General features: G+C 66.3%; 11 protein-coding genes. 5 read left to right on the plus strand and 6 right to left on the minus strand.

Annotation, left to right across the window (positions count from 1 at the left end; all coding sequences use genetic code 11):
• Positions 1–114: 114 nt before the first annotated feature.
• Positions 115–1,473: a homogentisate 1,2-dioxygenase gene (gene hmgA / locus ACSQ24_RS16275; protein ID WP_436095679.1), complete on the minus strand. Its 1,359-nt coding sequence runs from the start codon at positions 1,471–1,473 to the stop codon at positions 115–117.
• A 169-nt stretch (positions 1,474–1,642) separates the two neighbouring features.
• Here hmgA and ACSQ24_RS16280 point away from each other — a divergent pair, with 169 nt between their 5' ends.
• From ACSQ24_RS16280 to ACSQ24_RS16290, 3 genes are all read left to right on the plus strand, one after another.
• On the plus strand, positions 1,643–2,137 hold the full coding sequence (locus ACSQ24_RS16280; RefSeq protein ID WP_436095680.1) for a MarR family winged helix-turn-helix transcriptional regulator: 495 nt from the start codon (positions 1,643–1,645) through the stop codon (positions 2,135–2,137).
• A 206-nt stretch (positions 2,138–2,343) separates the two neighbouring features.
• Positions 2,344–3,543: a DUF2865 domain-containing protein gene (locus tag ACSQ24_RS16285; protein WP_436095681.1), complete on the plus strand. Its 1,200-nt coding sequence runs from the start codon at positions 2,344–2,346 to the stop codon at positions 3,541–3,543.
• Between the two features lie 436 nt (positions 3,544–3,979).
• Positions 3,980–5,308 (plus strand): MFS transporter, encoded by a 1,329-nt coding sequence (locus ACSQ24_RS16290; protein ID WP_436095682.1) that lies wholly within the window; start codon positions 3,980–3,982, stop codon positions 5,306–5,308.
• A gap of 129 nt (positions 5,309–5,437) precedes the next feature.
• Here the strand turns inward: ACSQ24_RS16290 and gltX are convergent, their stop codons facing one another.
• Positions 5,438–6,778, minus strand: a complete 1,341-nt coding sequence (gene gltX, locus ACSQ24_RS16295; protein ID WP_436095683.1) for a glutamate--tRNA ligase — start codon at positions 6,776–6,778, stop codon at positions 5,438–5,440.
• A gap of 138 nt (positions 6,779–6,916) precedes the next feature.
• Between gltX and ACSQ24_RS16300 the strand changes: the two genes are divergently transcribed.
• Positions 6,917–7,696 (plus strand): hypothetical protein, encoded by a 780-nt coding sequence (locus ACSQ24_RS16300; protein ID WP_436095684.1) that lies wholly within the window; start codon positions 6,917–6,919, stop codon positions 7,694–7,696.
• A 241-nt stretch (positions 7,697–7,937) separates the two neighbouring features.
• On the opposite strand, the gene ACSQ24_RS16305 is transcribed toward ACSQ24_RS16300, so the two are convergent.
• Positions 7,938–9,677, minus strand: a complete 1,740-nt coding sequence (locus ACSQ24_RS16305) for an NAD+ synthase (RefSeq protein ID WP_436095685.1) — start codon at positions 9,675–9,677, stop codon at positions 7,938–7,940.
• Between the two features lie 247 nt (positions 9,678–9,924).
• Positions 9,925–10,218: a Dabb family protein gene (locus tag ACSQ24_RS16310; protein WP_436095686.1), complete on the minus strand. Its 294-nt coding sequence runs from the start codon at positions 10,216–10,218 to the stop codon at positions 9,925–9,927.
• A gap of 167 nt (positions 10,219–10,385) precedes the next feature.
• Between ACSQ24_RS16310 and ACSQ24_RS16315 the strand changes: the two genes are divergently transcribed.
• Positions 10,386–11,270: an outer membrane beta-barrel protein gene (locus tag ACSQ24_RS16315; protein ID WP_436095687.1), complete on the plus strand. Its 885-nt coding sequence runs from the start codon at positions 10,386–10,388 to the stop codon at positions 11,268–11,270.
• Positions 11,271–11,283: 13 nt separating this feature from the next.
• Here ACSQ24_RS16315 and ACSQ24_RS16320 read toward each other — a convergent pair whose 3' ends face one another.
• Entirely contained in the window at positions 11,284–12,120 is an 837-nt protein-coding gene (locus ACSQ24_RS16320; RefSeq protein ID WP_436095688.1) for a cycloisomerase, read from the minus strand.
• Between the two features lie 96 nt (positions 12,121–12,216).
• Positions 12,217–13,602 carry a class II 3-deoxy-7-phosphoheptulonate synthase gene (locus tag ACSQ24_RS16325; RefSeq protein ID WP_436095689.1) on the minus strand — a complete coding sequence of 462 codons (1,386 nt, stop codon included), beginning with the start codon at positions 13,600–13,602 and terminating at the stop codon, positions 12,217–12,219.
• Positions 13,603–13,700: the final 98 nt, after the last annotated feature.

Here is a 13,700-nt window from a genome sequence, read left to right on the forward strand (position 1 = left end):
TGACCGGGCGAGCGGCGTCGAGGCTTCGCCAATGATCAGCCTCACCGCTGACTACCCCCCTCTCCAGCTCTCCCCCACAAGGGGGGAGAGAGCGGGCGACGCTGCAGCGAGACCTCACCACGCCTCGGGCTTGTTCGGGTCGAAGCGCTTCTTCAGCTCGCTCCAGCAATCGCTGTAATTGTCCTGCAGCTCCGGCAGGCCGGCGGCGTAGCCGGTGACGCGCTGGGCGAATCTCGTCTCGAACATGAAGGCCATGGTGCCGGTGAGCTTGACCGGCTTCAGCTCGACCGTGCTGGCATGCTCGAAGGCCTGCGCGTCCGGGCCGTGCGGCAGCATCATGTTGTGCAGGCTGAAGCCGCCGGGGGTGAAGCCCTCGGGCTTGGCGTCGTAGACGCCGTAGATCAGCCCCATGAACTCCGACATGATGTTGCGGTGGTACCAGGGCGGTCGGAAGGTGTTCTCCGCCACCATCCAGCGCTCCGGGAAGATGACAAAGTCGATATTGGCGGTGCCGGGCGTCTCGGACGGCGCCGTCAGCACAGTGAAGATCGACGGGTCGGGATGGTCGAAGGAAATCGCGCCGACCGGCGAATAATGTCTGAGATCGTATTTGTAGGGCGCGTAGTTGCCGTGCCAGGCGACGACGTCGAGCGGCGACTGGTCGACCTTGGTCGAGAACAGCTCCCCGCCCCATTTGGCATAGAGAGTCGAGGGCTCCTCGATGTCCTCATAGGCGGCGACGGGGGTGAGGAAATCGCGCGGATTGGCGAGGCAGTTGGCGCCGATCGGCCCGCGATCAGGCAATGTGAACGCGCCGCCATAGTTCTCGCAGACATAGGCGCGCGCCGGCCCGCCCATCAATTCGACGCGGAAGACGACGCCGCGCGGGATGATGCAGATCTCGCCCGGCTCGATCTCGATGATGCCGAACTCGGTGAAGAAGCGAAGCTTCCCCTCCTGCGCGACGACCAGATACTCGCCGTCGGCGTTGAAGACGTATTCCTTCTCCATCGAGGCAGTGACGAAGAGCATGTGGGCGGCCATGCCGGCCTGGCTGTCGGCGTCGCCGGCGGTGGTCAGGGTGCGCAGGCCGGTGAGGAAGGTGAGCTTCTCCTGCGGCAGCGGAATCGGGCTCCAGCGCAACTGGCCGAGCGAGGGCTTCGTCTCGTCGCGGCAGGGCGCGGTCCGCATCAGCCCCTTGTCGACCAGCGTCCAGCGGCCGCCGTGCTTGACGCTCGGGCGGATGCGATAGAGCCAGGACCGCTCATTGGTGGAGCGCGGCGCGGTGAAGGGCGAACCAGAGAGCTGCTCGGCGTAAAGGCCGTAGGCCGCCTTCTGCGGCGAGTTGCGGCCGATCGGCAGCGCGCCCGGCAGGCTCTCGGTCTCGAAGGAGTTGCCGAAGCCGGACATGTAGCGGCGCCCGCCGCGGACCTGCTCGCCGAAGCTCGACTGAAGCGTGGTTTGCACGTTCATGACTGGGCCTCCTCCTGATCCGTTTCTCAAGCATCAGATTGCTCCGAAAAGTGGCTTCCACTTTTCGGTCCGATGCTAGCCGCTTTGACAGGCGCTGCCGTTGCGCAATGATCGCGGGCGCGGCCTTGAGCGGCCTTGATCCCACCTTAATTAGTTACATGTGAAACTAATGTCAACGAAGCCGAAGCCGCCATCACCCGACCGCACCCTCCATCTTGAGCAGTTCCTGCCCTACCGCCTGAACGTGGTCGGCTTCTTCGCCAGTCGCGGGCTGGGCCGGGTCTACGGCACGCGCTTCGGCATCGGCATCCCGGAATGGCGGGTAATCGCGCAGCTCGGCGAGTTCGGCCAGCTGACCTCGCGCGACATCGGCGAGCTCTCGCAGATGCACAAGACCAAGGTCTCGCGCGCCGTAGGCGAGCTCGATAAGCGCGGGCTGGTGACGCGAGCTGAGAACCGGGCCGACCGGCGCGAGGCCTTCGTCGCCCTCACCGCTGCTGGCCAGCGCATCTACGCCCAGATCGTGCCGCTGGCCCTCGCCTTCGAGGAGCGTTGGGTCGAGGGGATCTCGCCGGAGGAGCTTCGGGTGTTCGAGCGCGTGCTGGCGGTGCTGACCGAGCGCGGACGCCACCTCGCCGGCGCCTACCAAACCGAGGAGGCGTGATCGCGCAAGCTTGATCGCGCCCATTATTTGCCGCGCGAAGCGCTATATGCGATGCGCAAAGCTATCCGGGCGATGCATCGAATCGGCTTTCGCGGACGGTTCGACACGCGCCTCCTTAGTTCCGTCGCGTTTCTAGCATGTGCTTTGCCGGTGCCAGCGATCGCTGCTGGCATGGGACGAACCACAGGGATAGCACTCTGCCTTCCATGATTTTCGCTTCGCTCCGACGCGCGCTCGCTCCGGCGCTGGCTTTCGCCGCGCTGTCGGGCGCCGCATTGGCGCAGTCGCCGGCTTGCGACAACTGGCGCGCCGAACTTTCCAACCTGCAGGGCCAGCGCGGCGGCGATGCCCGCGCCGCCCAGGCGGCGCAGCGTGTCGCCGGCCAGCTGGCGCAGCTCTCCAGCCAGTATCGGTCGATGGGCTGCGATCGCGGCGGCTTCCTGTTCTTCGGCGATGCGCCGCCACCGCAATGCGGCGGCATCCGCGCCCAGCTCGGGGCGTTGCAGTCGCAGTATGGTCAGCTCCAGCAGCAGGCCCAGGGCGGCGGCGTCGAGCAGCGGCGCGCCCAACTCGCGGCGCTGATCAACAACAACTGCCGGGCGCAGCCGCGCGGCTTCTTCGAGACGATCTTCGGGATCGAGCCGCGCCGCGGCGAGATCGATTCGACCCTGCCCGAGCTCGACCCCGATCAACCGACCGAGCCGACGGAAGGCGGGGCACGCCAGGGCGGCCCCTATTCGGTCTGCGTGCGCAGCTGTGACGGCTACTTCTTCCCGCTCGCCAACAGCCCGGGCGGACGCGAGAGCCAGGACGAGATGTGCCAGTCGCTCTGCCCCGGCAGCGAGACGCTGGCCTATGGCATGAGCAGCGGCGGCGACATCCAGAACGCGGTGGCGCGCAGCAGCGGGCAGCCCTACTCGTCCCTGCCGAACGCGCTGAAATACACCCGCAGCTTCGACGCCGCCTGCACCTGCCGGGGGCAGGGCCAGAGCTGGGCCCAGGCGCTACAGAATGCCGAGCAGATGCTGGAGCAGCGCAAGGGCGACATCATCGTCACCGAGCAGCGCTCGCAGGAAATGTCTCGGCCGAAGCCCGAGCAGCCGCAGCGCGGCAAGAAGGGCGCGGCCAATGCGCCTGAGGCCAAGCCGGCTACCGCGGCCGGTCCGGCACCGACCACGCTCCAGGCCGCTCCGGGCGACGAGCCGACGCCGGACACCAATGTGCCGACCGCCAGCACCGAATCGGCCGGCGTCGGCCCACAGAAGATCGACGGCGAGAAGACGCTCCAGCAGGGCGACGGGCTGAAGCGCGAGAGCAAAAGCGTTACCGGCGAGCGCCGCACCGTGCGGATCGTCGCGCCGAACCTCGCGCCCAATCTCGGGGTCGGCGCGACGGCGCGGCCATGAGGCGATAACATGCTGAACTTCCCTCAGTCCTCATCCTGAGGTCTGGCCGCAAATGATGCGCGGTTTTCAAGAGGTTGAGCTTCGACATCCATCACGCTGTCATCCCGGACGCAGCGAAGCGGAGACCCGGGATCCATGCCTGAGCCTTTCCTATAGAGGTTCCGGCATGGATCCCGGGTCTCCCTTCGGTCGCCCGGGACGACCCGCGCATTTTTCAGCGAGAACGCGCCCCTTGACATCATTGTCTTCATCGTCGGCCAGACCTCAGGATGAAGGCTGAGTTTGGCTAGCAGGTTCGCGGATCACCGCCGCCATGCACCAGAAGCAACTCCGATCGTTCCTTGCCTTGCTGACGAGCGCAAAACGCAAGGTTTAGATCAACATTCTGCTGCCGGCGCAGGCTTCTCCCGTGCCGCATCGACGCGCGGAGCGAGCCATGTCCGATCCAGCAATCGCCACCCCTGCCCCACAGGGCCTCGATGTCGCCGACACGGCGCGGCGCCTGAAGGCCATCTTCATCGGCTCGGTCGGCAACCTGGTCGAGTGGTATGATTTCTACGCCTACACCGCCTTCGCGCTCTATTTCGCGCCAAAATTCTTCCCCTCGCATGATCCGGTGGTGGTCCAGCTCAACGCCGCGACCCTGTTCGCCGCCGGCTTCATCGTGCGCCCGATCGGCGGCTGGCTGTTCGGCCATATCGCCGACCGCTATGGGCGGCGGCTGTCATTGACGGTCTCGGTGCTGATGATGTGCTTCGGCTCGCTGATCATCGCAGTGACGCCGACCTATGAGACGATCGGCTTCGCGGCGCCGGTATTACTGGCGCTGGCACGGGTCATCGAGGGCCTGAGCCTGGGCGGCGAATACGGGGCGAGCGCGACCTATCTCACCGAGATCGCCCATCCCGATCATCGCGGCTTCTATTCGAGCTTCCAGTACGTGACGCTGATCGGCGGGCAGCTGACCGCGATCCTGGTGCTGCTCCTCTTGCAGAACGTCTTCCTGACGCATGAGCAGCTGGTCGACTGGGGCTGGCGCATCCCCTTCGTGATCGGCGCGATGCTGGCCGTCACCGCCATGTTCATGCGCCGGAACATGCACGAGACCGATGCCTTCAACGAGGCCAAGAAGGCCGGCCCGGCCAAGGAAAGCTCGCTGCGCGGCCTGCTGAAATATCCGCGAGAGGTGGCGATCGTGGTCGGCCTGACGGCGGGCGGCACCGCCGCCTTCTACACCTTCACCACCTACATGCAGACCTTCGTGAAGCAGACGGTCGGCCTCTCCGACATCGTCACCACCTATGTCATCGCCGGCTCACTGATCTTCGCCTCGATCCTGCAGCCGCTCTATGGCTGGCTCTCCGACCGGATCGGCCGCAAGCCGCTGCTGATCTTCTTCGGCGTCGCCGGGACGCTGCTAACCGTGCCAATCCTGTCGGCGCTGGAGCAGACCAAGTCGCCCTGGGTCGCCTTCCTTTTGATCTCCGGCGCCTGGCTCTTCGTCGCCGGCTACACCTCGATCAATGCGGTGGTGAAGGCCGAACTGTTCCCGACCTCGATCCGCGCCACCGGCGTCGCCGTGCCCTATGCGCTGACCGTCTCGATCTTCGGCGGCACCGCGCCGGCGATCGCCCTGTTCTTCAAGCAGCAGGGCCACGAGCAGTGGTTCTACTACTACCTCTCGGCGGTGATCTTCATCTCGCTGCTGGTCTACTCGACCATGCGCGACACCAAGCACGACTCGGCGATGCACCGGCACGAGTGAGAGCGGGCCAACGCGCGTCATGCTCGGGCTTGACCCGAGCATCTCAGGCCGGAGGGGTTCCGGTCGCCGGCCTCCTGTCACGAGATTCTCGGGTCGCCGCTACGCGTCGCCCGAGAATGACGGCAAAACCTACGCCGCCTCGCCCCGCAGCCGCTTCAACGCCTTCTCCCGCCCGATCAAGGGCAGCAACAGAGCCAGCTCGGGCCCATGGTCGAGGCCAGTCAGAGCCTGGCGCAGCGGCATGAACAAGGCCTTGCCCTTCGTGCCAGTCGCGGCGGCGACGCCTTGCGTCCAGCTTTTCCAGGTCGTCTGATCGAACGGCTCCGGCGGCAGCAAATCCGCCGCCTGGGCCGCGAAGGCCTTGTCGGCGACGTGCGGCTCGAGCGGTCCCTCGATCACCTTCCACCAGTCCTTCGCAGCCGAGAGCCGGCCGAGATTGCCGCGCACGGCGAGCCAGAACGGCTCGCTCGCCGGGATGCCGAGGAGCTTCAGCCGCTCCTCGACCGCAGCGAAATCGAGCTGATGCAGGGTGCGGGCCGAGAGAGCCTCCAGCTCGTGCTCGTCGAATTTGGCCGGCGCGCGCGAGACATGGGCGAGGTCGACCAGCCCGGCAAGCTCGTCGAGGCTGGAGACCGGCCGCACTGCGTCGGAGGAGCCGGTCAGCACGGCTAACGCCGCGACCGCCAGCGACTCGATGCCGGATTCGCGCAGCCCCCGGAGCGAGAGATGGCCGAGGCGCTTCGACAGCCCCTCGCCGCTCGCGGTGGTCAGCAGGTTGTGATGGCCGAAGGTGGGCAGCGTGCCGCCGAGCGCCTGCATGATCTGGATCTGCACGGCGGTGTTGGTGACGTGGTCCTCGCCGCGGATGACATGGGTGATGCCCATGTCGAGATCGTCGACGACCGAGGGCAACGTGTAGGGATAGGTGCCGTCCTCGCGGACCAGCACCGTATCGGAGAGCGAGGCGCAGTCGACATGCGACGGGCCGCGGACGAGGTCGTCCCAGCCGATCTCCTCCCAGTCGAGCAGGAAGCGCCAATGCGGCTTGCGGCCTTCGGCTTCAAGCTTGGCGCGTTCCTCGGCCGTCAGCTTCAGGCCGGCGCGATCGTAGACCGGCGGCAGGCCGCGGGCGAGCTGGCGCTTGCGCTTGCGGTCGAGCTCGTCGGCGCTCTCATAGCAGGCGTAAAGGCGCCCCGCGGCGCGCAGCCTCTCCGCCGCGGCATCATAGAGAGCGATCCGCTCCGACTGCTTGATGCTGGCGTCGGGGACGACGCCGAGCCAGGCGAGGTCCTCGGCGATCGCATCGGCGAATTCCGGCTTCGAGCGCGCCTGGTCGGTGTCATCATAACGCAGCAGGAAGCGCCCGCCATGGCGCCTGGCGAAGAGCCAGTTGAACATCAGCGAGCGGGCGTTGCCGATATGCAGGTAGCCGGTCGGCGACGGGGCGGTGCGGACGAAGGGAGTGGTCATGACCGGCCGCTTGTCGCGCGGGAATGGCGCGAGGGCAAGGGCGGCCATGCGGCGGCGGCGGAAAAGCTCGACAACGGCTCAAACTGACGCAAGGTTAGAAGGCGACGGGGATGTCGATATCTACGCTGGGAGGCGAGGATGAGCATCACGGCTTCGGTCGGGTTCGGCGGCAAGAACACGGTTCCAGATACCCGCCTGGTCCAGGCGATGATCAATCCGCATACTGCGGCGCTCGGCATCGATCTGCTCGATGTCGACGGCGATTGCGGGCCGCTGACCAGAGGCGGGATCAAGCGCTACCAGCAGGTCTTCCTGAAGATGACGAGCCCGGATTCCAAGGTCGATCCGGGCGGCAAGACCTTCCTGCACATGGCCAACAACCCGGCGCCCGCCGGCGTCGTGGTGAGCGCGATGCGCCTGCCGGTCAAGCTCAAGGCCGGCGACTTCCTGCAGGTTCCGGTGGTGATCGACCCTGCTGACGGCACGGTGCAGGACGCCTACACCGCCTTCGAATACGAGATCTTCGACAAGGGCGCCCGCATGGTCGGCGCGGACTATGCCTTCGGCGTGCCCAACGAGATTGAAGTCTGGCCGAGCGCGCAGGTCAGGATCGGCGTGGTCTTGGACGCCGGCCTGCTGGCGCACGAGCAATTCCACTACGATGTCGGCTTCGTGGTCTGCCGGGCGCTGGCGCATCAGCTCACCATCGCCCGCGCCCCGACGATCGGCGGGCTGATCACCCAGCTCAACAGCCTCGTCGACCTGCACATCAAGCGCCGCGTCAAGCTGATCCAGCGCCGCTACGACGTCGACACTCAGCATGGCGCCAACGCCAAGTACCAGCGCATCTGGCTCGACCGGATGACGGCCTGCATCGCCAATCCGGCGGCGAACCAGATCGGCGGGTTCTGGCTGTAGAGGAGCGCTCCGCCGTCATCCCGGGGCAGGCCTCGGGCCTGAGCCCGAAACCCATGGACACGACGCTGCTCCAGTTCGTCATGCTCGCCCTTGTGGCGAGCATCCATGCCTTGAACACCGCCATCGACCAGCGGAAACGTGGATGGCCGGGACAAGCCCGACCATGACGGAAAAGGCGGTGTTCATGGGTTCCGGGCTCGCCGCTGCGCGGCGCCCCGGAATGACGGCGCGTTTCTGCGCGTCAGAAGTCGAAGCTCTCGCCGCCGGCCTTGCCGACGCCCTTGACCAGCGTCCGGTCAGGCTCGTGCGCCGGCTCGCCGGAATCGCGGAAGCGGTTGACGATCGGGTAGCGCCGGTCGCGGCCGAAGTTCTTGCGGGTGACCTTGACGCCAGGCGCCGCCTGCCGGCGCTTGTACTCGGCGAGATAGAGCAGCCGCTCGACCTTCTGCACCGTCTCGAGCTCGTGGCCGCGGGCGACGATATCGGCGAGGCGCATCTCGTGCTCGATCAGGCAGGCGAGGATGTCGTCGAGCACCTCATAGGGCGGCAGCGAGTCCTGGTCCTTCTGGTTCTCGCGCAATTCGGCTGAAGGCGGCTTGACGATGATGTTCTCGGGGATGACCTCGCCGTCCGGGCCGAGCGCGCCCGCCGGCTTCCAGCGATTGCGCAGGGCCGACAAGCGGAAGACCTCGGTCTTGTAGAGGTCCTTGATCGGGTTGTAGCCGCCGTTCATGTCGCCATAGAGCGTGGCGTAGCCGCAGGACATCTCCGACTTGTTGCCGGTCGTCACCACCATCGGTCCGAACTTGTTCGAGATCGACATCAGCAGCGTGCCGCGCACACGGCTCTGCAGGTTCTCCTCGGTGATGCCGCGATTGGTGCCGGCGAACAGTTCGGCCAGCGCCTGCTCGAAGCCCTCGACCGGCTCGGCGATCGGCACGATCTCGTAGCGCACGCCGAGCGCATCGGCGCACCTCTTCGCATCGTCGAGGCTCTCCTGCGAGGTGAAGCGATAGGGCATCATCACGCAGCGGACCCGGTCGGAACCGAGCGCATCGACCGCGATCGCAGCGCAGATGGCGGAATCGATGCCGCCGGAGAGGCCGAGCACGACGCCGGGGAAGCGGTTCTTCTCGACATAATCGCGCAGGCCGAGAACGCAGGCGGCATAATCGGCCTCATCGCCGCTCTCGATCGGAGCGACCTCGCCGGGCAGGCAGCGCCAGCCGTCCGGTCCGCGCTCCCATTGCGTGATCGCGACCGCCTCGCGGAAGGCCGGGAGCTGGTGGGCGAAGCTGCGATCGGCGTTGAGGACGAAGGAGGCCCCCTCGAAGACGAGCTCGTCCTGACCGCCGAGCTGGTTGAGATAGACCATCGGCAGGCCGCTCTCGACGACGCGGGCGACGGCGACGTTGAGCCGTTCCTCGATCACGCCGCGGCGGAAGGGCGAGCCGTTCGGCACCAGCAGGATCTCGCCGCCGGTCTCGGCGATGCACTCGACGACTTCCTCGCCCCAGATGTCCTCGCAGATCGGGATGCCCAGGCGGACATGGTTGCGGAAGACGATCGGGCCGGGCAGCGGGCCGGGCTCGAACACCCGCTTCTCGTCGAAGACGCCGTAATTCGGCAGGTCGACCTTGAAGCGCACCGACTGGATCAGGCCGCCGTCGAGCAGGACATAGGCGTTGTAGAGCTTGCCGTCCTCGAGCCAGGGCAGGCCGAGGAGCACGGCCGGGCCGCCATCGGCGGTGTCTCGGGCAAGTTCCTCGCAGGCCTTGCGGCAGGCGTCCTGGAAGGCCGGTTTCAGCACCAGGTCCTCAGGCGGATAGGCCGAGAGGAAGAGCTCGGGGAACATGACGAGCTCGGCGCCGCCGGCAGCAGCCTCGCGGCGGGCGGCTCGCACCTTGTCGGCGTTGCCGGCGACGTCGCCGACGATCGGATTGAGCTGGGCGAGCGCCAGGCGGAGAGAGGTCGTAGTCATGATCTGGATGTAGCTTGCGGGCGTTGGAGCGGCAACGGCAGCGCGGTCGTGCGGCTCTGCGTTTTCAGCGCCGTCTTCGTCATTCCGGGGCAGGCCAAAGGCCTGAGCCCGGAACCCATGAATACGAGGCGCCCGGTCTGTCGCCGTGATCGCCGGGCACCTTTTCCTCAACCGCCGTGTTCATGGGTTCCGGGCCCTTCGCTCCGCGAAGTCCCGGAATGACGGGGGAGGCGCATCGAAACACAAATCACCGCATCGCCGAGCGGAAATCGGCCGAGTAGCGCAATTCGCGCAGAGGGCGCACCGCCTGCGTCGTCTGATCATAGATCGGATGCGCCTTCCAGGCCGCGAGCGCGGCCTCGTCGGCAAACTCGCCGTAGACGACGATGTCGATCTCATTGCCGATCGGATCGATCCTGGCGTTGGCCGCGACCTCGAAGGCGAGCGCGTGCGGAATATCGCCGAGCCGGCCGAGCAGGCGCTGGACCATGCCGACATCCTCGGCACGTTTGGCCGTGAAGAACACGATGTGCCGGATCATGCGCCCTCTCCTGCCGCCAAGGAGAATCAAGCCGCAGCGGTGGGCGATGTCTTTCAAGGCGCGGCACGATCCGCAACCGCATTAACCCGACATTAGGGTTAACCCGGCATGAATCATCTCCGGGCCGGCTCAACCAATGCGCTGGCTTTCGCTCGGAGAGACACGCGATGCGTGCTGGATCTATCGCCACCCTCGCCCCCGTCATCGCGGTGAGCTGCGTGCTGGCACTGCCGCAGGCGGCGCAGGGCGCCGACTACCTCAGGGGTTCGCAGATCGAGCAGCCGGTCGAGCCGCCGCCGCTGTTCGGTGGTGGGCGCTTCGATTGGTCCGGCTTCTATCTCGGCGGCGGCGCCGGCGTCAGCGATACCAAGTTCAAGCCCGGCGAGGGCCTGTCGGCGCTGGCGGATTATTCCTTCCGGAACACCCTGCTCGGCGCCGAAAACAATATGGGGCGCTTCATCAGCGACCTGCCGGAAAAGCGGGACAGCGGTGCCCAGTTCTTCGGCATCGTCGGCTATAATTACCTGTTCGACGACGTAGTCCTCGGACTTGAGGCCGACTATACGCGCTCCGGGCACAACTACAGCGTCAGCGACTATATCGGCCGGCGCACCACGACCTCGGATGGGACACTCAACGACTGGTCGATGTCGACCAACCAAGGTGCCAAGCTGAACGATTATGCCACGCTCCGCCTGCGCATGGGCTGGGCCTATGGCCGGATCATGCCCTATGCGACCATCGGCGGCGCGTTGGGGCGCTTCAACACGACATCGACTATCAAGTCGACCTGGTACTTCTACCGCACGAACCCGACCACAGGAGTGGCGGAAGAGGGCTATGCCAGCGGCTATGAACCGAGTGTCGCACCCGTCGGCAGTACCAAGAAGAACACCTATGCCTTCGGCCTCAGTGCCGGCGCCGGCGTCGACTGGGCCCTGACCGATAACCTCTTCCTGCGCGCCGAATACCAGATCGTCCGCTTTGCCGAGATCGAGGGCACGACGGTGACGGTCAACACCGGCCGCGTCGCCGCTGCGCTGAAATTCTGATCCGCGCCCCCGGTCAGCGCTCGAAGCGCTGGCCGATCAGCTCGGTCTTCGCCCGGCTGATCATCCATAGCGTGTCGGCGCCGCCGCTGCGATCCCAGGCGATGCCCTGGCCCTCGCCTTCGATCGGATAGGTCGCGACCAGTTCCAGCACCGAGCCCATTTTCGGCAGGCGCAGGGCGTAGACCTCCTTGTGGTCGTGCCCGGTGGCGTAGAGCAGCCCGTCCTTGCCCCAGCTGCCACCCGACATGCTCATCGGCTCGGCCCGCTTGATCACGGCGGCGGGAAAGGTCCAGCCCTGGACCGGCTTCCAGGCCTCGTCGAACTTGACCAGCGTGGTCCAGTAGGAATTGCCATAGGGCTGCTGGCTCTGGCCGAAGACGCGGCTGTAATTGGCGAAGACGCCCCACCAGGCACCGTCATGGCGGTCGAGCCAGGTCAGCGAGCCCAGCAGGATGCCGAAGCTGTGCGAGCCGACATGCTCGAGCGTCTGCGCGTCCCAAATCTCGACCGAGCTCGTCATCGGCGAGGCCGGGTAGTTGGAATGGGCGGCGTAGAGCTTGCCGTCGATCACCGCACCGCTGTCGAGATGGATGATCGGGCCGTCCTCGGCTCCCTTCCATTCCTTGACCAGCGCTCCGGTGGTCTTGTCGTGCTTGGCGATGGCGCGGTCGGAAATGGCGTAGACGAACTTGTCATCGACGGCGGCGGCCTGGCGCGCCGTCGGCGCCTTGAACCGGGCGATCTCGACGAAGCGCCCGGCGGGTGGTGCCGGCTTCTTCGCAGCCTCCTGCGCGACGACCGGTGCGGCAAACACCATGGCGGCCAGAGCGAGTGCAAACCCGAACTTCATACCAACCTCCCGCGACTTCTTATGGCTAGACCATGAGAAGCGCGGGCTAGGCGGTCAAGATGACGGACCGATGAAGCGACCCGTCATCTCGTCATGTCACTCGGCCGCTTCGATCTCAGGCCGCGCCCGCCCGGCGCGTTCGCGCTTGACCAGCTCGGCAACGAGGAAGGCGAGCTCCAGCGCCTGCTCGGCGTTGAGGCGCGGATCACAGACCGTGTGGTAGCGGTCGTTGAGGTCCGCATCGGTCATGCCGCGAGCGCCACCGGTGCATTCGGTGACGTTCTTGCCGGTCATTTCGAGATGCAGGCCGCCGGCATGCGTCCCTTCCGCCTGATGGACGGCGAAGAAGTTCTTCACCTCGGTCAGGATCAGGTCGAACGGCCTTGTCTTGTAGCCGCTCGCAGCCTTGACGGTGTTGCCGTGCATCGGATCGCAAGACCAGACGACATTGCGCCCTTCGCGCTTGGTGGCGCGCACCAGCGCCGGCAGGTGGTCGAAGACCTTATCGGCGCCGAAGCGGCCGATCAGCGTCAGACGGCCAGCCTGGTTCTGCGGGTCGAGCGCGTCAATCAGCTTGAGCAAGCCATCGACCGTGGTCGAGGGGCCGCATTTCAGGCCGATCGGGTTCTTGATGCCGCGGAAGAACTCGACATGGGCATGGTCGAGCTGGCGGGTGCGATCACCGATCCAGACCATGTGGCCAGAGGTGTCGTACCACTCGCCGCTGGTTGAATCAGTGCGCGTCATCGCCTGCTCGTAGCCGAGCAGCAGCGCCTCATGGCTGGTGTAGAAATCCGTGGTCCGCATCTCGGGATGCGTCTCGGGATCGATGCCGATGGCGCGCATGAAGTCGAGCGCCTCGGTGATGCGCTCGGCCACCTCCTGGTAGCGATGCGAGGCCGGCGAATCCTTGACGAAGCCGAGCATCCAGCGATGCGCCTGGTCGAGATTGGCATAGCCGCCGGTCGCGAAGGCACGGAGCAGGTTCAGCGTTGCCGCCGACTGCCTGTAGGCCTCGAGCTGGCGGCGCGGGTCCGGAATCCGGGACTCGGCCGTGAACTCGTTGTCGTTGATGATGTCGCCCTTGTAGCTCGGCAGCTCGACACCACCGATCGTCTCGGTCGGGGTCGAGCGCGGCTTGGCGAACTGGCCGGCGATACGCCCGACCTTCACCACCGGCGAGCCGCCGGCGAAGGTCAGCACCACCGCCATCTGCAGGAACAGCCGGAAGAAATCGCGGATGTTGTCGGCCGAGTGCTCCGCGAAGCTTTCAGCGCAGTCGCCGCCCTGGAGGAGGAAGGCCTCACCGGCCGCGACCTTGCTCAACGCCCGTTTGAGCTTGCGCGCCTCGCCCGCAAAAACCAGCGGCGGAAAGCCGGCGAGCTGCTGCTCGACCGCCTTCAAGGCTGCCTGATCCGGGTATTCCGGCATCTGCTGGACGGGCTTTGCCCTCCAGCTATCGGGCGTCCACCGCTCGGACATGGGTACTGCTCCTGGTTTCACGTATCGCGCGTTAACCTCATCTTGGCGCGAAGGGCGGCCTATACACCCGCAAGTGGCCGCTGGCCACCGCTACGGCA

This window comes from Allobosea sp. LjRoot237 (assembly GCF_964253285.1).
GTDB lineage: Bacteria > Pseudomonadota > Alphaproteobacteria > Rhizobiales > Beijerinckiaceae > Allobosea.

Coding starts and splice junctions, on each gene's coding strand:
- ACSQ24_RS16320 (WP_436095688.1), bottom strand. CDS start 12,120: ATGAAGTTCGGGTTTGCACTCGCTCTGGCCGCCATGGTGTTTGCCGCA.
- ACSQ24_RS16285 (WP_436095681.1), top strand. CDS start 2,344: ATGATTTTCGCTTCGCTCCGACGCGCGCTCGCTCCGGCGCTGGCTTTC.
- ACSQ24_RS16315 (WP_436095687.1), top strand. CDS start 10,386: ATGCGTGCTGGATCTATCGCCACCCTCGCCCCCGTCATCGCGGTGAGC.
- ACSQ24_RS16310 (WP_436095686.1), bottom strand. CDS start 10,218: ATGATCCGGCACATCGTGTTCTTCACGGCCAAACGTGCCGAGGATGTC.
- ACSQ24_RS16280 (WP_436095680.1), top strand. CDS start 1,643: ATGTCAACGAAGCCGAAGCCGCCATCACCCGACCGCACCCTCCATCTT.
- ACSQ24_RS16325 (WP_436095689.1), bottom strand. CDS start 13,602: ATGTCCGAGCGGTGGACGCCCGATAGCTGGAGGGCAAAGCCCGTCCAG.
- ACSQ24_RS16305 (WP_436095685.1), bottom strand. CDS start 9,677: ATGACTACGACCTCTCTCCGCCTGGCGCTCGCCCAGCTCAATCCGATC.
- hmgA (WP_436095679.1), bottom strand. CDS start 1,473: ATGAACGTGCAAACCACGCTTCAGTCGAGCTTCGGCGAGCAGGTCCGC.
- gltX (WP_436095683.1), bottom strand. CDS start 6,778: ATGACCACTCCCTTCGTCCGCACCGCCCCGTCGCCGACCGGCTACCTG.
- ACSQ24_RS16300 (WP_436095684.1), top strand. CDS start 6,917: ATGAGCATCACGGCTTCGGTCGGGTTCGGCGGCAAGAACACGGTTCCA.
- ACSQ24_RS16290 (WP_436095682.1), top strand. CDS start 3,980: ATGTCCGATCCAGCAATCGCCACCCCTGCCCCACAGGGCCTCGATGTC.